A 19,957-nucleotide genomic window follows, 5' to 3' on the forward strand; every position below is an offset into this window, starting at 1 on the left:
CGCTAACTCGCGGTGCGCCGGATCCGTCCGGCGTACCGCCGCTCCAGTTCCAGGTTCCCCTCGAAGCCGCCGGGCACGTTGGCGGAGACATAGACCGGCGGACGGTCGCCGGAGGCGAGCAACTGCGCGGCCGTCTCCGCGACCGTCATCTGGACCAGCAGCACCCCGGTCAGCGTGGACAGGGCGCAGACCGCGCCCCCGCCGGGGAGTTCGAGGAGGGCGTCGCCGCGGGGGGCCTTGTTGTCGAGGACGACGTCGGCGAGGTCGGCGAGCTTCTTCCCGCTGGGGTGGGTGGCCGGCACGGACCGGGTGTGGGCCAGCGAGGTGATCGCCAGCAGCCGGTGACCGCGCTCCTTGGCGTGCAGGGCCATCTCGACGATGACGTTGTTGACGCCCGAGTTGGAGATGACGACGAAGAGGTCCTGCGGGCGGGGCTCGGCGAGCTCGTAGAGGCGCAGCGCGATGCCGGGCTCGCGTTCCAGGAGCGGATTGTCGAGGCCGCTGGGGTGATCGCCGCCGAAGAGGACGAGGTCGGCCATCTGGAGGCGGTTGGTGGGCACCAGTCCGCCCGCACGGCCGGCGAGTTCGAGGACCATGGCCTGGGAGTGACCGGTGCCGAAGGCGTGCAGGACGCCGTCCTGACGGATGCAGTCGGCGACCAGCGCGGCGGCGGCTCTCACGTCGGCGCGCGCGGACTCGGTGAGGTCGTTCAGCACGGCCAGGCTCTCGCGGGCGAAGCGGTCGGCGTTCACCGGCTCGGTCACCGTCTCGCTCACCGGCTCGGTCACGGATTCGTCAGCGTTCTCGACAGACACCTGGAACTCCCCACTGGTGGATTGAACCACCCCGTACGCACCTACCGGTGAATCAATAAATCATAGGCGCGGCAGCGCGGGCAATGGCCCAGTTCGCCCCCGGGCGGAGCGGGCGATTTCCGGTCGTGGTATTCAGGCGTGCCTCTAACGGGTGGCTGATACCTTCTCTGCATGCCCTCGACCGATGTCACCACTCTCATCCGCACCGAGCTGCCCCGGCTGGCCGGCTCGCTGCGGAAGGTCGGCGAGCTGATCCTGGAGGATCCGGCCGCCGTCACCCACTGCTCGGCGGCCGAGCTGGGCCGCCGCACCGGCACCTCCCAGGCCACCGTGACCCGGTTCTGCCGGGCCATCGGCCTCGACTCCTACCAGCATCTGCTGATCGAACTGGCCCAGGAGCGCGGCCGCGGCGAGTCCTCCGACTGGGGCAGCGCCGAGATCGGCCCGGACATCTCCCCCGACGACAGCCTGGAGCGGGTCGTCCAGGTGGTGGGCACCGCCGATCTGCGGGCCATCCAGCAGACCATCGACCGCATCGACCTGGACGCGATCGAACGCGCGGCCCAGGCCGTGGCCCGCGCCCGGCGCATAGACGTCTACGGGGTCGGCGGCAGCGGGGCGGTCGCCCAGGAGACGGAGACCCGGCTCTTCCGCATCGGCTGCGCGGTGCGCGGCTGGACCGAGGTGCACGGGGCCACCACCTCCGCCGCCCTGCTCACCCCGGCCGACGTGGCGATCGGCATCTCCCACTCGGGGGCCACCCGGGAGACGATCGAGCCGTTCGAGCTGGCCAAGGAGCGCGGCGCCACCACCATCGCCCTCACCGCCGACTCGCGCTCACCGCTGGCCCGCGCCGCCGACGTGCGGCTCATCTCCTCCTCCTCGGAGACCAGCTTCCGCACCGGCAGCATCGGCGCCCGGCACTCCGCGCTGATGCTCATCGACTGCCTCTACGTGCGGGTCGGCCAGCTCTCCTACCAGCGGGCGAGCGCCTCCCTGGCGCTGACGGACCACATCGCCGGGGCGCACGCGGTGAAGTCCCGGCGGACCCGCTGAGCCGACCGGCACACACCCGGCATGCATGGATGAGCCAACCGACATAGCAAGAGATGGTTGATTGAACCACCCCGCGATGCCAGGATGGGGCTCCCCCGCGCACTCCTAGGAGCCCCATGCGTGTCATCTCTGTCGAGTCGACCGAGCTCTTCACCGGCACGGAGGACCAGCCGTGCCAGGTGGTCGCCGTCGACGTCGAGCACGACCCCGGCCGACCGGTCCGGCTGAGCGTGGCGGGCCCGGGCGTGCACAGCGTCGGGGAGACCGTCGTCACCGTCGGCGAGGACGGCACCGTGCGCGCGGAGATAGCCGTGGCCGCCGACGGCCTCGCCCCGGGCGAGCGCCGCGAGATCACGGTCACCGCCGAGGACGGCGCTCTACTGGCCCGGCACACCGCCGAGTTCACGGTCGCCGAACCCGGCTGGACCATGTTCATGGTCAGCCACTTCCACTACGACCCCGTCTGGTGGAACACCCAGGCCGCCTACACCGAGACCTGGGACGTCGCCGACGACCCCGCCCGCACGGGCCTGGCCGCCCGCACCTTCGACTCGCGCGGCCAGAGCGGCATGAGCCTGGTCCGGGCCCACTGCGACCTGGCCCGGCGCGACCCGGCCTACACGTTCGTGCTCGCCGAGGTCGACTATCTCAAGCCCTACTGGGACGCCTTCCCCGAGGAGCGGTCCTTCCTGCGCCAGCTGATCCGCACCGGCCGGGTGGAGATCATGGGCGGCACCTACAACGAGCCCAACACCAACCTCACCGGCGCCGAGGCCACCGTCCGCAACGCGCTGTACGGCGACGGCTTCCAGCGCGGGATCATCGGGGCCGCGCCGGAGACCGCCTGGCAGCTGGACGCGTTCGGGCACGACCCGCAGTTCCCGGGGCTGATGGCGGACGCCGGGGTCACCTCCAGCTCCTGGGCGCGCGGACCCTTCCACCAGTGGGGGCCGACCCTGTCGGTGTTCGGCGAGGAGCCCCGCGATCCTCGACGCATGCAGTTCCCGGCCGAGTTCAGCTGGATCGCCCCCTCCGGGCGCGGGCTGCTCACCGCCTACATGGTCAACCACTACGGCGCGGGCTGGGCCATCGACAACGCGCCCACGCTGGCCGAGGCGGAGGCCGCCGCGCTCAAGCTCTTCCAGGGACTGAAGAAGGTCGCGCTGACCCGCAACGTCCTACTGCCGGTCGGCGGCGACTACGCCCCGCCGTGCCGCTGGGTGATGGGCATCCACCGCGACTGGAACGAGCGGTACGTGTGGCCGCGGTTCGTCAGCGGCATCCCCCGGGACTTCTTCGCCGCCGTCCGGGACGAACTGGAGCGGGAGGGACGCACGGCGTCCCCGCAGACCCGGGACATGAACCCCGTGTACACCGGCAAGGACGTCTCCTACATCGACACCAAGCAGGCCCAGCGGCACGGCGAGACGCTGCTCGCCGACGCCGAGGCCTGGGCGACCCTCGCCTCCCTCGTCACCGGACGCCCCTATCCCGACGCGGCCCTCGACAAGGCCTGGCGGCAGCTGATCTACGGCGCCCACCACGACGCCATCACCGGCTCCGAGTCGGACCAGGTCTACATCGACCTGCTCACCGGCTGGCGGGAGCTGTACGACCTGGCCGAGGCCGTGCACGCCGACGCGACCGACGCGTTGGCCCGCCAGGTGGTCGAACTGCCCGGCGGCGCGCCCGACCTGGTCGTCTTCAACTCCGCGACCTGGCGACGCCGGGACGTGCTGAGCGTCGACGACCCGGGCCTGGTCCCGCTGGACGTCACCGGCCTGCCGCTGCCCGCGGTGCGCGAGGACGGCGAGCTGCGGGTCGTCGTACCCGACGTGCCCGGCATGGGCCTCCAGGCGCTCTCCCTCGCCGAGGGCCACGTGCCCGGCTGGACCGCGGGCGAGGGAACCACCATCCGCAACGAGTTCTACGAGGTGACGGTCGACCCCGCGCGCGGCGGCGGCGTGAGCAGCCTGCGCGCGCTCGCCGAGGACCAGGACGCGGGCGGCCGGGAACTGCTGCGCCCCGGGGACATCGGCAACGAGCTGGTCGTGCAGGAGGAGTACCCGAGGCACCCGCGGTTCGGCGAGGGCCCCTGGCACCTCACCCCGACCGGCACCACCGCCGCCCGTAGCCGGGACGTCAGCGCTGACATCGATGTCGAGCACTCCCCGGCCGGCTCCCGCATCACCGTCCGCGCCGACCTGGGCCTGTTCCGCTACACCCAGCGGCTCACCCTGTGGGCGGGCGTCGACCGGCTGGACGTCACGACGACCGTCGACGGCTACGACGGCGCGGACCGGCTGATCCGGGTGCGCTGGCCCTCGGACGTGCGCGGCGGTCTGCCGGTGCACGAGGTCGCGGACGCGGTGATCGGGCGCGGCTTCGGGTTCGTGGAGGTGGACAGCGAACAGTTCCCATGGACGCTGGACAACCCGGCCAACACCTGGTTCGGGCTGGGCTCCACGGCCCGGGTCGCCGTCCACGACGGCGCCGGCGCGCTGCTCGGGCACCGCTCGATCGGCGTCGCCGAGCTGGTGTTCGCCGACTGGGACACCGCCGGCGAACTGGGCACGTCACTCGCCGCGGCCCTGGTACGGACGGGCGTCACGGCGACCTCGACGATCGCGGGCGGCCCGCGCTACGGCGATCTGGAGGTCGACTCCAACCTGCCCGACATCCGGATCGCCGTCGGCGGCCCGGAGCGCAACCCGGTGGTCGCCGAGGCCCTCGGGTGGGACCCGGCGGCCGCGCGCGAGCTGCGCCGCCAACTGGCCGCGGACGGCCTCGCCGCCGTGTGGGTGGCGCCCCGCGCTTCCCTGCGCGAGGAGTGGGTGCCCGGTGCCGACCTGCGCGATCTGGAGCGGCTGCCGCTGCTCGTGGTGGCGGGCGCGGGCGCGCAGGACGACGTGAAGGCCGTCGACGCGCTGATCGCCGACCTGGACGACGCGACCGTACGGGCCACGGCGGCCGGCGGCGGCGAGGCGCTGCCGCCGGGCGACTCCTGGGACGGCCGGGGCTTCGCGGTCCTCAACCGGGGCACGCCGGGCTGTGTGGTCACCTCCTCCGGCGACCTCTACATGTCGTTGATGCGCTCGTGCACCGGCTGGCCCTCCGGCATCTGGGTCGACCCGCCCCGGCGCACCGCCCCGGACGGCTCCGCGTTCCAGCTGCAGCGCTGGTCGCACACCTTCGAGTACGCGGTCGTCGCGGGCGAGGGCGACTGGCGCGACCTGGGCTGGCCGCGCGCCGGGCATGCCTTCAACCATCCGTTCACCGCACGGCTGCGGGAGCCCGGCGACACACCGGCCGGCCTGCCGAGGTCCACGGCCCTGCTGACGCTGCGGCCCGAGGGCCGGGTCCTGCTGGACGCGCTGAAGCCGGCCGGATCGCCGCTGGCCCGGGGCGGCACCACGCCGGCGGACCCCGCACGCGGGGTGGCCGTACGGGCGCACGAGGTGGACGGCCGGCCGGTGCGGGCGCGGCTGACCGGCCCGACCGCGTGGGCCGAGGGAGTTCGGGCGGACGTGCTGGAACGGCCCGGTGAGCCGCTGGCCCCCGACGGGGACGGCGCGCTGGAGGTGGACCTGACGGGCTTCGAGGTGGCCACCGTGCTGGCCGCACCGCTCGACGGACGGCCGGTCGAGGGCGCCGGGGTGGCCGCGCACGAGCCGGCCCAGCCGGTGCACACCCGCTACTGGCTGCACAACTCCGGCCCCGCGCCGAGGGGGAACCTGCCCTTGGCCGTCTATCTGTCGCCGGGCGTGCTCACCGCCGACGGCCCGGTCACCGCGACCGTCCGGGTCTCCTCCGAACTGACCGACGCGCCGGTGTCGGGCACGGTGACCGTGGACGTGCCGGACGGCTGGGGCGTCGAGCCCGCCGAGCTGCCGTACGCGCTCGGCCCGGGCGGCTTCACGCTCACCGAGGTCACCGTCACCCCGCCGCCGGACGCCGTGCCCGGCCGCCATCGGCTGGCGGCGCGGCTGGTGTACGGCGGCCAGACCTACGAGGACGTCGTGGCCCTGGACGTGCCCGGCGAGGCCGAGGAGGGCGGCCCCGACGGGCGGACCGGGCCGAGTCTGGTGATGGAGCTGGGCGTCGACCGGGTCCGGGTGCGCCGGGGTGAGCGGGTGCGGGTGCCGGTGAGCCTGCGCAACACCACCCGGGGGCCGGTGAGCGGCACCCTGTGGGCGCTGTCGTCCTGGGGCACGTGGGCCGGGGTCGGACCGGGCTGCCAGGGGTTCGTCGTGGCCGCCGGGGACAGCACGGTGTGCGAGGTGGAGGTGGACGGCTCGGCGCTGCCGCCGGGGTCGTACTGGCTGATGACGAAGGCCGGTTGGCACGGCTGCGTGGCCTACTCGGAGGCGGTCGTCCTGGAGGTGACGTCATGAACGGACCGAGGCCGACCGGCGACCGGACGCCGGCCCACCGGGGAACCCGGCCGACCGGGCCGCCCACTCCTGACCGACGCACCCTCGCGGTCCCCGCGCCGGAACCGGAGCACGGCACCCGACCGCGCACGCACAGGTACACGGCCGCAGCGGAGGCGACGTCATGAGCAGATCGACCACGGCCGACGGCAGGGCCGTACCCCCGGAGCACCGGGGCACCCCTCCGGAGCCCCTGGCGCCCGGCCCGCACGCGCACGACCGGGCCGACGGCCACGGTGCGGGCGGGCCTGCGGTGGCGGCGGTGGTGAGAGGGGACGAGGTGCCGGCGGCACGGGTGGACGCCCTGCTGGCGGCCGTCCCGGCCCGGGACCGCGAGACCCGGCCGGAGGCCCTGGCGCGCGCCGAGCGGCAGCGCAGACGCTGGGCCACGCAGGTCGTGGTCACGGACGAACTCGCCCGCCGGGCCTGCGCGCAGCGCGGTCTGGCACCGCCGGCCGAGGTGTCCCCGGCGCGGGTCCTCGCCGTGTCCGGGACCGATGTCGCCGACCTGGGCAGCATCGTCGCGGTGGCGCTGGCCCACTCCCCCGCCGCGCGTGCCCTGCTGGTGGCGCTGGAGGCCGAGCAGCAGGTGCCGGAACAGGCCGTGCGGGACTACTACGTCCGCAATCGCGACCGTTTCCTCACCCGGGAGGCGCTGCGGCTCGGCGCCGACCCCTACGGCGAGCTGGGGCCCGCCGACGTCCTGCCGTACGAGGACGTCCGCGAGGAGGTGGTGCGGGAGCTGCGGCGGGCGATGGGCCGGCAGGCCTTCTTCGGGTGGCTGGACCGGGCCCGGGCCGAGGTGGCGTACGCGCCCGGGCACGAGCACCCGGGCGACCCGTCCCACCCCGACCACGAGCACCGGCACTGACGCCGTGGCGGTGGCGGCCGCTGACGCGCCGGTAACCGCCCGGAACCGAAAAGCAACACGGCAAGCATTGACCTCCGATGAATTCTGGTCCACCTTTTCATCAATCGGAGTCCAAGTTGGTGATTTGAACCAGCAACAGGAGGCACCATGCGCGCGAGCAGACTGACCGGAACCGTGGCGGGCGTCATAGCCCTGACCCTCACCGCCGCCGGCTGCGGCCTGTCGGGCGGCGGCTCCGACAGCGGGGACTCCACAGCCGGCGGCTGCAAGGTCGACCAGGGCAACGTCGGTTCCGGGAAGCTCACGGGGGACGTCAAGGGCCAGATCACCTTCCAGACGACCAATCTGAAGAAAGACTTCGGGGACTTCTTCAACGGAGTGATCAAGGCGTTCGAGAAGGCCCACCCCGACGCCTCGGTCAAGTGGATCGACGACCCCGGCGACAACACGTTCACCTCGCGCACCGTCGCCGACGCCCAGGCCTGCACCCTGCCGGACGTGCTCAACCTCAACGCCGAGACGGCGACCTCCCTCACCAAGGCGGGCTATCTGCTCAACCTGGGCATGAAGGACCCCGACGCGGCGAAGCCGTTCGTGCCGGCGTTCTGGAACTCCAGCACCTTCAAGGACGCCTCGGGCGCGTCGGCGCACACCGTGTTCCCCTGGTACACCGGCGGCATCCTGCTGACGTACAACACCGAGCTGCTGAAGAAGGCCGGCGTCGACCCGGCGAAGCCGCCGACGACCGTGTTCGGTCTGTTCGCCGACTACGAGAAGATCGCCAAGGCGGCCAACGGCAAGTACTACGCCACGATGGCCAACCCGATCTGGCGGATCCCGGCCGACTTCGACCAGATGGACATCAAGACGCTGTCCGCCGACGGCAAGTCCGCGGTCTTCGCGAATGATCCGAGGACTGTCGAGTGGGTCGCCTGGATGGCGAAGCTGTACAAGGAGGGCGCGATGCCGAAGGACTCGCTGTCCTCCAGCAACGACCCCTCCACGCTGTACAGCCAGGGCAAGGTCGCCTACGGCTCGACGAACCCGAGCTTCGTGCGCTTCGTGCAGCAGAACAGCCCGTCGGTCTACGCCAAGACCGGGGTCGGCCAGCAGCCGTACGACCAGCTCGGCCATGTCACCGCCGCCCCGCAGTACATCGGAGTCGCCTCGACCAGCAAGAACGCCCCCGCCGCCCTCGCGTTCGCGGAGTTCCTCACCAACGCCGAGAACCAGACGGCCTGGTGCAAGGACCCGAAGGTGGTGATCTTCCCGACGACCACGACCTCCCTGAACGACCCGTTCTTCCAGAACGTCACCGGGAACGACCCGTTCTCCCAGGCCCGCAAGCTGGTCGCCGAGCAGCTGAAGACCACCACCGCGTACCAGACCAGCCTCTCCCCGGCCGTGCAGAACGCGATCGTGTCCCAGGTGCAGCTGGCCATGCAGGGCAAGAAGACCCCCGAACAGGCCGTCAAGGACGCCCAGGACAAGGCGAACGAGCTGCTGAAGCAGGCAGGCTGATCGTGGCGACCCAGATCGTGAAGCCGGTGTCCGGGCCCGCCGCGGAGCGCACCGCCTCCGTGGCGGGCCCGGCCCCGTCCCGTGTACGCCGCCTCGGCCGGGCGCTGTTGCCCGGCCCCGCTCCCGGCGCCAACGGAGCGGCCCTGTACCGCCGTTGGTGGCTGCCGTGGCTGTGGACCGCCCCCGCGGTGTTCTGCGCGGTGGTGTTCGGCGTCTTCCCCTTCTTCAACACGCTGCTGCTGTCGTTCACCGACGCCAAGCCGCTCGGCGGCGCCGCGTCCTTCGTGGGCCTGGACAACTACAGCCGGATGCTGGGCGACGACGACTTCTGGCTCGCCACCCGCAACAGCGTGCTGTACGCGGTGATCGTCGTGCCGCTGATGGTGTTCCTGCCGCTGATGCTGGCCGTTCTGGTGGAGAAGAACCTGCCCGGCATCGGCTTCTTCCGGTCGGCCTTCTACACGCCGGTGCTCGCCTCCAGCGTGGTCGTGGGTCTGAGCTGGCAGTGGCTGCTGGCCGACGACGGCCTGATCAACACCTGGCTGGAGAAGTCCCATCTGATCAAGGACGCCATCCCGTTCCTGTCCGACTCCTGGCTGATCCTGCTGTCCGCGATGGGGCTCACGCTCTGGAAGGGACTCGGCTGGTACATGGTCTTCTACCTGGCCGCGCTGGGGAACGTGCCGAAGGAACTGCACGAGGCGGCCTCCATGGACGGCGCCGGCGCGGTCCGCCGCTTCTGGCACATCACCGTGCCCGGCGTACGGCAGGCCATGATGCTGGTCGGCACGCTCACCGGCATCGGCTCGCTGCGGGTGTTCACCGAGATCTACATGCTGGGCAGCTCCACCGGCGGCCCCGGCGGCGCCGACCGCACCCTGCCCTTCTACATCCGCGACGTCGGCCTGGACCCGCTGACCGGCAACGCCGGCTACGGCTCGGCGGTCAGCGTCGCGCTGTTCGTGCTGACGCTGGGTCTGACCCTGCTGGCGCAGCGTCTGACGAAGGAGGACGAGTCATGACGACCGCGGTGGACAAGCCCCGGCGCCTGCTGCCGCGCTGGCGGGACTACGGCCGCCCCGGCGAGCTGGTCGTCCGCTATCTGCTGCTGCTGTTCGTCCTCGGCCTCACCGTCGGCCCCCTGGTCTGGCAGCTGCTGGCCTCGCTGAAGAGCACCAGTGAGGACGTGTTCGGGGCGAACGCCTCCCTGCTGCCGCACCATCCGACCCTGCGCGCCTACCGGCAGGTCTTCGAACAGGTGCCGGTGGCCACGTACATCAGGAACAGCATGATCGTGGTCGTCCTGTCGATCACCAGCCAGCTGGTGTTCTCGACCACGGCCGGTTACATGCTCTCCAAGCCCAGCTGGAAGGGCCGCAGGGCGGTCTGGGTGGTGCTGATCGCCTCGATGATGTTCCCCTTCGAGTCGATCATGGTGTCGCTGTTCCTGAGCATCCGCGACCTGGGACTGGTCGACAACCTGGCGGGCGTATGGCTGCCCGGGTTCGTCGGCGCCATCAACGTCCTGCTGATGCGGGGTGCGTTCCTGGCGGTGCCGCGCGAGATCGAGGACTCGGCGATGCTCGACGGAGCGGGCGAGTGGCAGCGGTTCCGGTATCTGTATCTGCCGTCCGCGTGGGGCGCGATCCTGGTGGTCGTCATCAACACGTTCATCAGCGCCTGGGACGACTTCCTGTGGCCGCTGATCGTGCTGCGCTCCGAGGAGCACATGACGCTGACGCTGGGTCTGTCCCGGCTGCAGAGCTCGTCGTTCGGCTACGACCAGCGGGTGGTCATGGCCGGGTCGGTGATCTCGGTCGTCCCGGTGCTGGTGCTGTTCGTGATCACGCAGCGGTGGTTCTACAAGGGCGTGTCGTCGGGAGCGGTCAAGCTCTGAGATCCAGGACTACGGGCACGGCCGTCAGTGCCGCCGGGGCCGACTCCGCGACACGGATCTCGACGGAGTCGGCCCCGGCGAGTTGTCCGTCGTCGAGGGTCAGGGCGACGGTACGGCGCTCTCCGGGAGCGAGGCGGACACCGTCGAAGGCGCACAGTTCGAGGGTGCGCGGCCACGAGGACGTGATCAACCGCCTCAGATACACCTGCACGACCGAACGCCCGTGCCGCTCCCCGGTGTTGGTGACCTCCACCTCGACGGTGCGTCCCGTCAGCCGCGGCTCGCCGTACGCGAAGCTCGTGTACGACAGCCCGTGGCCGAAGGAGTGCTGCGGCTCGGCGCTCTCGTCCACATAGCCGCCGTACTCGGTGTCCTTGTGGTTGTAGTGGACGGGGAGCTGGGCCGCCGAGCGAGGCACGGAGACGGGCAGCCGGCCCGCGGGTTCCGTGAGCCCGAGCAGGACCTCGGCGATCGCCTCGCCGCCCCAGGGGCCCGGGTACCAGGCGGTGAGCAGCGCGGCGGCCGTGTCCGGCACGAGGTGCGGGCGGCCCTGGATCAGGACGACCGCCGTGGGCGTGCCCGTCGCGACGACGGCGTCGAGAAGCGCGTACTGCGCGTCGCCGAGCCGTAGTCCGGCGAGGTCGGCGCCCTCGCCGCAGGTCATCTCGGAGACGGCGGTCAGGGCCGCGCCGTTGGCGTCGAACTCGGTCTCGGGCGTCCGGGCGCTGCTGCCGCCGAGTACCAGCACGGCCAGGTCGCAGGCGGCGGCCGCGGCGACCGCCTCGGGAACGCCGGTGCGGTCGTCGCCGGTGAGGGCGCAGCCGTGTGCGTGACGGACCTCGACGCCGGGCGGGGCGAGCCTGCGCAGGCCGTCGAGGACACTGGCGCCGGTCCCCGGGCGCTGGGGCGCGGTGTAGTCGCCGAGCTGGTGGGCGGCGGTGGCGGCGTGCGGCCCGAGGACGGCGATCCGGCGTACCGCCGGGCCGACGGGGAGGACGCGCTCGCGGTTGTGCAGGAGGGTGACACAGGCCCGGGCGAGGTCGGTGCTCAGTTCGCGTCCGCCGTCGGGCATCGGCGCCCGTCGGGTGTACGGGTCCTCGAAGAGGCCGAGGCGGAACTTCAGCCGCAGAACGCGGGCGACGGCGGTGTCGAGGGCCGTCCCGCTCACCAGGCCCCGCTCGACCGCCTGCGTCAGATGGGTGAAGCCCTCGTCCCAAAGGCTCAGATCCACACCGGAGTTCAGCGCGAGCGCGCCCGCGGAGACCGTGTCGCCGGTGATCCGGGCCAGCCGGTCCACGGCGAGGCCGTCGGCCATCACCAGTCCCTCGAAGCCCCAGCGTTCGCGCAGGAGCCCGGTGAGGAGGGCGCGGTTGCCGGAGCAGGGCAGGCCGTCGACCTCGTTGTAGGCGGCCATCAGGGCGGCGGCCCCGGCGCGGACGCCGGCCCGGGCGGCGGGCAGGTGGATCTCGTGCAGCTCACGCGGGCCCAGCTCGGACTCGGCGGAATTGCGGCCGCCGACCGTGGCGCCCTGTCCGGCGAAGTGCTTGAGGACGACCGCGGCCTTGTCGGCGGCGAAGTACTCGGCCGGTTCCCCCTGCATGCCGTGCACCAGCGCCTCCGTCAGCCGGGCCGCGAGGTGCGGGTCCTCGCCGTAGCACTCCTCGGTGCGGCCCCAGCGCGGGTCGCGGGCGATGTCCAGGGCGGAGACCAGGGCGACGTGGCCGCCCCTGGCGCGGAGTTCGGCGGCCGCGTGGGCGGCGGCCCGCCGGTAGAGGGCGGGGTCCCAGGCGGCCCCGACCGCCAGGTTGACGGGGAGGACCGTGCCGTCGAGGGCCATGTGGCCGTGCGGCACCTCCTCGACGAACAGGGCCGGGATCCGCAGCCGGCTGCGCTCCAGGACATGGCGCTGGACCAGGTCGGCGAGATCGGCGCTGTCCTCGGCGCCCGGGCCGTGGCCGTGGTCGACGCCGGACCAGGCGTCGGCGCGCATCAGCCCGTACAGGGCGCCGAGCCCTTCGAACCGCTCGGTCTCGGCGTGCAGGGCCTCGGTGAGTTCGAAGTCCCCGTCCGGGGTGCGGCGGTAGGCGTCCCAGCCGTACATCCGCTGGTTGAGCTGGCCGACCTTCTCGCGCGGCGTCATCCGGGCGAGGAGATCGGCGACGCGGGTGTCGAGGGGGGCGGTCGGGTCGAGATACGGGTACGGGGTCATCGGCGTCAGCTTCCGGTGCCGTGGGCGAGGCGGGCCAGGGCCACCGCTCCGGGCGCGCCGTCGGACACCGGCGTGACGGTGAGCGAGAAGGGGGCCAGGTGTTCGGCCAGGAGCGACAGCAGGGGGCCGTCGGGGGCGAGCAGACCGCCGGTGACGACCAGAGGTTCGCCCGGACGGGGCGCCAGTGCCGTCACGGTCTCGGCGAGCAGCCGGGCGGCCTCGCGCAGGATCTCCCCGGCCACGGCGTCCTTGTCCTCGGCCGCCGCCACGACCAGCGGGGCGTGGTCGGCGAGCCGGACCGGCGGGCGGTCCATCACCGCGGGCAGCAGGTGCGCCCGGTAGGCGGTGCGCAGGGTCGCGCTCCAGGGGACGGCGTCGGCGACGCCGTAGCCCTCCGGGGGCAGGACTCCCGGCGGCAGCCCGAGTTCCCGGCCCACCGCGCGGACGAGGACGGTGGGCGCGCCCCGGCCGTCGGCCGCCCGCAGGGCCGAGCGCACGGCCCTGCGGCCGATCCAGAAGCCGCTGCCGTCGTCGCCCAGGAGCCAGCCGTCGCCGCCGGAGGTCGCGGCCGGGGCCCGGGTGACCATCCGGGCCGCGACCGCGCCGGTGCCGGCCACCAGCAGCAGCCCGTCGGCGGGGTGCCCCGGGGCGGCGGCGAAGGCGATCTCGATGTCGCTGTGGACCTCGGCCCCGGCGGCGATGCCCAGCCGGGCGAGTGCGGTGGCCAGGGCGATGTGGGCGCGCACCCGGCCGGGCTCGTCCGCGCCCTGGCCCTGATGGCCGGCGCCGGCGAAACCGCCCGCCACCGCCGCCACCCGGCCGCGCAGGGGTGCGGGCACGGCGGCCGCGAGCGCCTCGGTGAGGTGGTCGGCGAGCTCCGGGCCGGGCACGGTGAGCGCGTTGCCGGGTCCGGCCGTGCCCTCGCCCAGCGCGCGGCCGTCGCCCAGGTCCGCCAGGACGGCACGGGTACGGGTGCCGCCGGCGTCGAGGCCGACCACCAAAGCCTGGTTCAAATCACTATTCATTGCTCCCCATGGTGGTTGATACATTCGCCTCAGACAAGGCCCGCCGGCAAGGGCCCGTCAGAGTCCGTCTCGCGAGGAGGACCCCATCGACACACCCCCGCCCGCATCCGCGCTCCGCTTCGGTGTCAACTACACCCCACGCCGGGGCTGGTTCCACGCCTGGCACGACTTCGACCCCGGGCTCGCGCGCGAGGACCTGGCACAGATCGCCGGGCTGGGCCTGGACCACGTCCGGGTCTTCCACCTGTGGCCGCTGCTCCAGCCCAACCGCACGCTGGTGCGCGCCTCGGCCGTGGACCAGCTCGTCCGCCTGGTGGACCTGGCGGGCGAATGCGGGCTCGACGTCCTCGTGGACGGCGTCCAGGGCCATCTGTCGAGCTTCGACTTCTACCCGGAGTGGACGCGCAGCTGGCACCACCGCAACGTGTTCACCGACCCCGAGGCCGTCGAGGCGCAGGCGCTGCTGCTGCGCACGCTGGGCCGGGCCCTGTCCGGCCATCCTCGCCTCATCGGTCTTCAGCTCGGCAACGAGCTCAACAACCTGGTCGAGCACAACCCGGTGTCGCCGGCCGAGGTGGACCACTACCTGGACACCCTGCTGGCCGCCGCACGGGACGGGCTGGGCGCGGACGCGGGCCTGGTCACGCACTCCGCGTACGACGCCGCCTGGTACGGCGACGACCACCCGTTCACCCCGGAGGCCTCGGCCCGCAAGGGCGATCTGACCACCGTCCACCCCTGGGTGTTCTCCGCCGACTGCGCCCGCCGCTACGGCCCGCGCTCGCCGCAGGTGCACCACCTCGCGGAGTACGGCACGGAACTGGCGGCCGCCTACGCCACCGATCCGGCGCGCCCGGTCTGGGTCCAGGAGACGGGCGCGCCCGAGCCGCACATCCCGGCGGCCGACGCCCCCGACTTCGCCCGCGCGACGCTGCGCAACGCGGCCGGCTGCGCGCGGCTGTGGGGCGTCACCTGGTGGTGCTCGCACGACGTCGACCGCGCCCTGGCCGACTTCCCGGAGCTGGAGTACACGCTGGGCCTGTTCGACTCCACGGGCCGCCCCAAGCCGATCGCGGACGCCCTGTCCGCCACGGTGGCCGAGCTTCGCGCCGCGCCCGTCCCTGCGCCGCCGCGCACCACGGCCCTGGTCCTGGACTGCACCCCGTCCACGCGCTCGGTCTCCGGTCCGGGCGGCGCGTTCTTCGAGGCCTGGATGCGGCTGCGCCAGGAGGGCGTCCGCCCGGCGGTGGTCCTGGCGGAACGCGCACAGGACCCGTCCCACCTGGCGGCCCGGGGCATCACGGAGCTGCTCAAGGTCTAGCTCGCGGTGCCGGTCAGGACCTCCGCGAGCGCCCGCAGGTTCACCCGCCCCCTCCCGTACGCGCACAGCGCGCGGCCGCCCGGCTCGGGCAACCCGGTGGAGACGAGCACCGTGTCCGGCCGTGCGGCCAGCAGCGCGTCCCGCATCCGCCGCTGCCACGGATGCAGCTCCGCGTCGCACACGGCGACGACCAACGGCCGCCCCTGCGCCACCCGCAGCGCCTCCCGTACGAGGTCCTCGGCGTCCTCCGGTTCCCCGGCGACGGCCGTCCCCGTGGCCGTCGGGTCGAGGGCGCGCAGTGCGGTCAGGAGGTCCTCGCCGCCCCAGTTGAGGGCGGGGTGCGGGGGCGGGAAGCAGTCGACGACATGGGCGCCGTGCACCGGCTCGGGCCGGGATCCCGCGCTGCGCACGGCCGCTCTCGCCGCCGTCAGCCCGGCCTCCTCGTCCCACGCGGCCACGTCGTCCGGGCGGTACGGCAGCACCGCGTAGCGCAGCGCGAGCCGCCGTACCCGCGCCGCGGCCTCGGTCACCCGCTCGGGGGCCAGCTCGCCGGACCGCAGGGCGTCGAGCACGGCGTCCCGGCAGGCGAGGGTGACCTCCAGGTCCGGTACGGCGACGATGACCTGGTCCGCTCCCGCCGCGAGCGCGAGCCGCGCGCCTGCCGCCTCGCCGTAGCGGTCGGCGATGGCCTTCATCTCCAGCGCGTCGCTCACCAGGACGCCGTCGAAGCCCAGTTCGCCGCGCAGCAGCTCGGAGAGGATCCGCGGACTGAGGGTGGCGGGCCGGTCCGGGTCGAGGGCGGGGAAGACGACGTGGGCGCTCATCAGCATCGGCACGCCCGCCTCGACGGCCGCCCGGAACGGCGCGAGGTCGAGCCGGTCGTAGGGCCGTGGGTCGACCGCGAGCTCGTGGTGGCTGTCGGTGACGGTTCCGCCGTGGCCGGGGAAGTGCTTGGCGCAGGAGGCCACCCCGCGCGCCTCGGTGGCCGCGATCCAGGCCCGCAGATGCCGGGAGACCAGCTCGGGGTCGGCGCCGAAGGCGCGGGTGCGCACGATCGGGTTCTCGGGCCGGCTCTGGACGTCGGCCACCGGCGCGTAGGACGCGGTGATGCCGAGCGAGAGGAGATGGCCGGCCAGGGCGTCGGCGCAGGCGGCGGTGAGCGCCGGATCGTCGGCGACGCCGAGCGCCCAGGAGCCGGGCACCTCGGGGGCGCCCGCGGCCACCAGGTGACCGATGCCGCCGCCCTCGTTGTCGATGGCGATGAGCAGGTCCGGGCGCAACGTCCGCAGGGTGCCGGTGAGTTCGCGGACCTGGTCGGCGTCGCGGATGTTGCGGGTGAACAGGATGACCCCGCCCAGTCCACGGTCGATGAGCCGTTTCAGGGGGTCGGGGACGGTCGTCGTGCCGTCGAAGCCGGCGACGAGGCAGCGGTGGGCCGCCTCGTCGAGGGCCGCGGGGAGTGCCGGGCCGACGGGCCCGGAGGCGGAGTGCGTCACCTCCGGAATCCTCTGGCTCATCAAGCCGAAAGTCAACATTTGCATGGATGGGTGATTCAAAAAACCGTGTCTTCGCCGGCTGAGCGGAAGCGGCCCGACTCGCCGGGTGGACGGGCACCTGGCCAGGGCTGCGCACGGCGTTACTGTCGCCGGCATGGACCGTGATCGCCGAGGGTGGCTGCCCTGTCTGCTGGCCGGCGCCGTGTTCGCCGTGTGCATGGTCGGCACCACGCTGCCGACCCCCCTCTACGGCCTCTATCAGGAGAAGTTCGGCTTCTCCGAGCTGACGGTCACCGTCGTGTACGCCGTGTACGCCTTCGGGGTCATCGGCGTACTGCTGCTGGCGGGCAACGCCTCGGACACCGTGGGCCGACGTTCCGTGCTGCTGTGGGGCCTGGGCTGCGCGGCGGCGAGCGCCGTCTGCTTCCTGTGCGCCACCGGGCTGGGCTGGCTGTACGCGGGGCGGCTGCTGTCGGGGCTCTCCGCCGGTCTGTTCACCGGCGCCGCCACGGCGTACGTGATGGACCTGGCCCCGCCCGGCGGCGCCTCGCGGGCCACGTTCGTGGCGACGGCCGCCAACATGGGCGGGCTGGGCTGCGGTCCGCTGCTCGCCGGTGTGCTCGCCCAGTACGCCCCCTGGCCGCTGTATCTGCCGTTCGTCGTGCATCTCGCCCTGGTCGCCTGCTCGGTCGTCGTCGTGCTGCGGCTGCCGGAGACCGTGCACGACCTCAGACCGCTGAGCACGGTCCGGCCGCAGCGACCCGGCCTGCCCGCACAGGTGCGCCCGGTGTTCGGGCCGGCGGCGATCGCCTCGTTCGTGGGGTTCGCGTTGTTCGGCGTGTTCACCTCGGTCAGCCCCGCGTTCCTCGCCCAGTCCCTGGACGTGCACAACCACGCCGTCAGCGGTCTGGTCGTCGCGCTGGCCTTCTTCTCCTCGACAGCCGGACAACTGGCCGTCGGCCGGGTCGGGGTCGCGCGTTCGCTGCCGCTGGGCTGCGCCGCGCTGCTGGCCGGGCTGGCGCTGCTCGCGGGCGCGCTGCGCTGGGACTCGCTGACGCTGGTGGTGCTCAGCGCGATCGTCGGCGGGGCCGGGCAGGGGCTGGCGTTTCGCGCGGCGCTCGCCGCGGTGGCCGGGGCGTCTCCGCCGGACCGGCGCGCGGCGGTGATCTCGACGCTCTTCGTGGTGGCCTACACGGGCATCTCGGTGCCGGTGATCGGGGTGGGCGTACTGGCGGAGCCCATGGGTCTGGAGGGCGCCGGGCTGGTGTTCATCGCGTGCATGGCCGTCCTCGTCTCGACCGCGGCCGCCTATCTGCTGCGGCGGCCGGTACCGGCAGGCAGGTGAACGCCCGCAGCCGTACGGGTGGGTTCGGTCCATGGGCGAAGCGGGGCGGGGCCGACGGACGTTGAACAGAACCTGCAGAGCAACCTGCAGAACAAACTGCAGAACAACTTTCAGAACCAACCTGCAGAACCCATCCTTCATCACCGGAAAGGCCCTTCGATGCGACGTACCGCTCTCCTCGCCGTCTGCGCCCTGGTCAGCGCCGCAGCCATGGGATTCTTCACCACCAGCGCGCTGCGCAGCCGCTGAGGCACGGGAGCCGGGGCGGCCGTCCGGCTTCCCCGGCTCAACGACGGGCACGCGAGTCGTCCGATGTCTCCTCGGACCGCTGTGTGCCGCCGGGATGCCGGAGCGCTCCCAGGAAACCGATGCCCAGGGCGACGGCCATGCCGTAGAACACCCGCTGGTTGGCCTCGGCGAAGTCCATGCGGATCGCGGACATCGACTCCCGCACGGTGTCCGCGACCGCGCCGCCACCGCTGAACCGCTGGTCGTCGGCGTTGCCGGTGACCGCCTCCGCGACGCCCCTGGCCGCGTCGCCCGCCGCTTCGGACGGCACCCCGCGCGACTCGAGCGTGTCCGTGACCTTGTCGGTCATGGAGTGGGTCAACAGCGTGCCGAAGAGCGCCAGACCGACGCTGGCGGCGTAGTTGCGGATCGTCTGGGTGACACCGGTGACCTCGCCGTACGAGGCGTCGATCGCCCGGTTGACGGCGTCCGTCGAGGCGGGCGCGAGGATGAAGCCGATTCCGGCCCCCGCGAGGGCCGCGTAGGGCCACTGGTCGTGCATCGACAGATCGGTCAGCTTGCCCGCCCAGAGTGCGAAGCCGATCGCGCCGACCGCGCAGCCGAGCTTCATGGCCGGCCGCGCGCCTCGTTGGTCCAGGATCCGCCCGCCCCACTGGGAGGCGAGCGCGAAGCCCGCGAAGAAGTACAGCAGGTACAGGGCCGCCTGGTTGGGCGAGGCGCTCAGGGACACCTGCGCGTAGACGGAGGCGAAGTAGAACAGCGGGACGAACGCCAGCATGGCGAAGAACAGCACGAAGGAGTCGACGACGAACGCACGGTCCCGGAAGACCGCGAGCTTGACCAACGGATGGGCCGTGCGCAGCTCGTAGCGGCAGAACACGTACAGCACCCCGAGGCCGCCGACGATGCACACCCACGTGATCGCGCTGTCCCAACCCCACGCCGACGCCTGCTGGAAGCCGAGCACGCTCACGCCCATGCCGACCGCGATCAGCGCGGCGCCCGGCACGTCCAAGGGCTCGTCGCGGCGGCGATCGGACACATGCGCCATGGCCGTCAGGATCAACGCGACGATCGCCACAGGCACGTTGACCCAGAAGATCGCCCGCCAGGTCCAGTCGGTGAGCCAGCCGCCGAGCAGCGGCCCGAGGGCCGTCAGCGCCCCGGTGACGCCGAAGAACAGCGCCAGCGCGCGTCCGCGTCGTTCCACCGGGAAGACCGCCACGACGACCGCCAGCGCCGCGGGGAAGAGCAGCGCGGCGCCCAGCCCTTGAGTGGTCCGGAAGACGATGAGCCAGGTCAGGGCGGCGTCGCCGCGGGGGACGCAGCCGCACAGGACCGACGAGACCACGAACACCAGGGTGCCCGTCACCACGATCCGCCGAGGACCGAGGAGGTCGGCCAGCCGTCCGCCGAGGGCGAAGAACGCGGCCAGCGCCAGCAGATAGGCGTTGACGACCCACTGCATGCCGGAGGCGGAGAGGCCGAGTTCGTCGACGATGTCCGGCGTCGCGATCGCCACGATGGTCTGGTCGATGAACGTCATCGCCACCGCGAACATCATGGCCGCGAGCGCCACCGACTGCGAAGGCGCACCACCCCCTGCGGACGTGCTTCCCGCCTGGCGCTTGGTGTACATGCCAGTCACCACTTCAGTCTGCCCCGGCTCCACCGACGACGCATGCGCTGAGCCCGTGGAGCGCTCCGGCGCTCCCCGGG

At 72.9% G+C, this 19,957-nt stretch carries 13 protein-coding genes; 8 read left to right on the forward strand and 5 right to left on the reverse strand.

Annotation, left to right across the window (positions count from 1 at the left end; translation table 11 throughout):
• Window positions 1-2 precede the first annotated feature (2 nt).
• Window positions 3-815 carry an SIS domain-containing protein gene (locus ABZ725_RS25270; RefSeq protein ID WP_358804845.1) on the reverse strand — a complete coding sequence of 271 codons (813 nt, stop codon included), beginning with the start codon at window positions 813-815 and terminating at the stop codon, window positions 3-5.
• 171 nt (window positions 816-986) lie between these two features.
• Between ABZ725_RS25270 and ABZ725_RS25275 the strand changes: the two genes are divergently transcribed.
• The 6 genes from ABZ725_RS25275 (at window position 987) to ABZ725_RS25300 (ending at window position 10,593) form a co-directional block, all read left to right on the forward strand.
• Complete coding sequence (locus tag ABZ725_RS25275; protein WP_358804846.1) at window positions 987-1,871, forward strand: MurR/RpiR family transcriptional regulator; 885 nt, start codon at window positions 987-989, stop codon at window positions 1,869-1,871.
• 116 nt (window positions 1,872-1,987) lie between these two features.
• Entirely contained in the window at window positions 1,988-6,265 is a 4,278-nt protein-coding gene (locus ABZ725_RS25280; protein WP_358804847.1) for an NEW3 domain-containing protein, read from the forward strand.
• 163 nt (window positions 6,266-6,428) lie between these two features.
• A complete protein-coding gene (locus ABZ725_RS25285) occupies window positions 6,429-7,175 on the forward strand; it encodes a peptidyl-prolyl cis-trans isomerase (protein WP_358804848.1) in 747 nt (248 codons plus the stop codon).
• Between the two features lie 147 nt (window positions 7,176-7,322).
• Window positions 7,323-8,696 (forward strand): extracellular solute-binding protein, encoded by a 1,374-nt coding sequence (locus tag ABZ725_RS25290; RefSeq protein ID WP_358804849.1) that lies wholly within the window; start codon window positions 7,323-7,325, stop codon window positions 8,694-8,696.
• Between the two features lie 26 nt (window positions 8,697-8,722).
• Entirely contained in the window at window positions 8,723-9,718 is a 996-nt protein-coding gene (locus tag ABZ725_RS25295) for a sugar ABC transporter permease (protein ID WP_358804969.1), read from the forward strand.
• Complete coding sequence (locus ABZ725_RS25300) at window positions 9,715-10,593, forward strand: carbohydrate ABC transporter permease (protein WP_358804850.1); 879 nt, start codon at window positions 9,715-9,717, stop codon at window positions 10,591-10,593. The genes ABZ725_RS25295 and ABZ725_RS25300 overlap by 4 nt, the downstream gene beginning before the upstream one ends.
• On the opposite strand, the gene ABZ725_RS25305 is transcribed toward ABZ725_RS25300, so the two are convergent.
• Window positions 10,583-12,802, reverse strand: a complete 2,220-nt coding sequence (locus tag ABZ725_RS25305; protein WP_358804851.1) for a glycoside hydrolase family 3 N-terminal domain-containing protein — start codon at window positions 12,800-12,802, stop codon at window positions 10,583-10,585. The genes ABZ725_RS25300 and ABZ725_RS25305 overlap by 11 nt on opposite strands.
• Window positions 12,803-12,807: 5 nt before the next feature.
• Complete coding sequence (locus ABZ725_RS25310; protein ID WP_358804852.1) at window positions 12,808-13,827, reverse strand: BadF/BadG/BcrA/BcrD ATPase family protein; 1,020 nt, start codon at window positions 13,825-13,827, stop codon at window positions 12,808-12,810.
• A gap of 85 nt (window positions 13,828-13,912) precedes the next feature.
• Between ABZ725_RS25310 and ABZ725_RS25315 the strand changes: the two genes are divergently transcribed.
• Window positions 13,913-15,148, forward strand: a complete 1,236-nt coding sequence (locus tag ABZ725_RS25315) for a glycosyl hydrolase (RefSeq protein ID WP_358804970.1) — start codon at window positions 13,913-13,915, stop codon at window positions 15,146-15,148.
• Here ABZ725_RS25315 and ABZ725_RS25320 read toward each other — a convergent pair.
• Window positions 15,145-16,665, reverse strand: a complete 1,521-nt coding sequence (locus ABZ725_RS25320) for a glycoside hydrolase family 3 N-terminal domain-containing protein (protein ID WP_358804853.1) — start codon at window positions 16,663-16,665, stop codon at window positions 15,145-15,147. The two genes, ABZ725_RS25315 and ABZ725_RS25320, sit on opposite strands and share 4 nt — an antisense overlap.
• 133 nt (window positions 16,666-16,798) lie before the next feature.
• Between ABZ725_RS25320 and ABZ725_RS25325 the strand changes: the two genes are divergently transcribed.
• The gene (locus ABZ725_RS25325) at window positions 16,799-17,989 is read left to right on the forward strand and encodes an MFS transporter (RefSeq protein WP_358804854.1); all 1,191 of its coding nucleotides are present in this window, start codon (window positions 16,799-16,801) and stop codon (window positions 17,987-17,989) included.
• Between the two features lie 286 nt (window positions 17,990-18,275).
• Here the strand turns inward: ABZ725_RS25325 and ABZ725_RS25330 are convergent, their stop codons facing one another.
• The gene (locus tag ABZ725_RS25330) at window positions 18,276-19,877 is read right to left on the reverse strand and encodes an MFS transporter (protein WP_358804855.1); all 1,602 of its coding nucleotides are present in this window, start codon (window positions 19,875-19,877) and stop codon (window positions 18,276-18,278) included.
• Window positions 19,878-19,957: the final 80 nt, after the last annotated feature.

Source organism: Streptomyces sp. NPDC006872, from assembly GCF_040635845.1.
Lineage (GTDB): Bacteria > Actinomycetota > Actinomycetes > Streptomycetales > Streptomycetaceae > Streptomyces.

What these genes read in the sequence shown, in the direction of transcription:
- ABZ725_RS25275 (WP_358804846.1), top strand. Translation starts at nt 987, where the DNA reads ATGCCCTCGACCGATGTCACCACTCTCATCCGCACCGAGCTGCCCCGG.
- ABZ725_RS25280 (WP_358804847.1), top strand. Translation starts at nt 1,988, where the DNA reads ATGCGTGTCATCTCTGTCGAGTCGACCGAGCTCTTCACCGGCACGGAG.
- ABZ725_RS25285 (WP_358804848.1), top strand. Translation starts at nt 6,429, where the DNA reads ATGAGCAGATCGACCACGGCCGACGGCAGGGCCGTACCCCCGGAGCAC.
- ABZ725_RS25290 (WP_358804849.1), top strand. Translation starts at nt 7,323, where the DNA reads ATGCGCGCGAGCAGACTGACCGGAACCGTGGCGGGCGTCATAGCCCTG.
- ABZ725_RS25300 (WP_358804850.1), top strand. Translation starts at nt 9,715, where the DNA reads ATGACGACCGCGGTGGACAAGCCCCGGCGCCTGCTGCCGCGCTGGCGG.
- ABZ725_RS25305 (WP_358804851.1), bottom strand. Translation starts at nt 12,802, where the DNA reads ATGACCCCGTACCCGTATCTCGACCCGACCGCCCCCCTCGACACCCGC.
- ABZ725_RS25310 (WP_358804852.1), bottom strand. Translation starts at nt 13,827, where the DNA reads ATGAATAGTGATTTGAACCAGGCTTTGGTGGTCGGCCTCGACGCCGGC.
- ABZ725_RS25320 (WP_358804853.1), bottom strand. Translation starts at nt 16,665, where the DNA reads ATGAGCCAGAGGATTCCGGAGGTGACGCACTCCGCCTCCGGGCCCGTC.
- ABZ725_RS25325 (WP_358804854.1), top strand. Translation starts at nt 16,799, where the DNA reads ATGGACCGTGATCGCCGAGGGTGGCTGCCCTGTCTGCTGGCCGGCGCC.
- ABZ725_RS25330 (WP_358804855.1), bottom strand. Translation starts at nt 19,877, where the DNA reads ATGTACACCAAGCGCCAGGCGGGAAGCACGTCCGCAGGGGGTGGTGCG.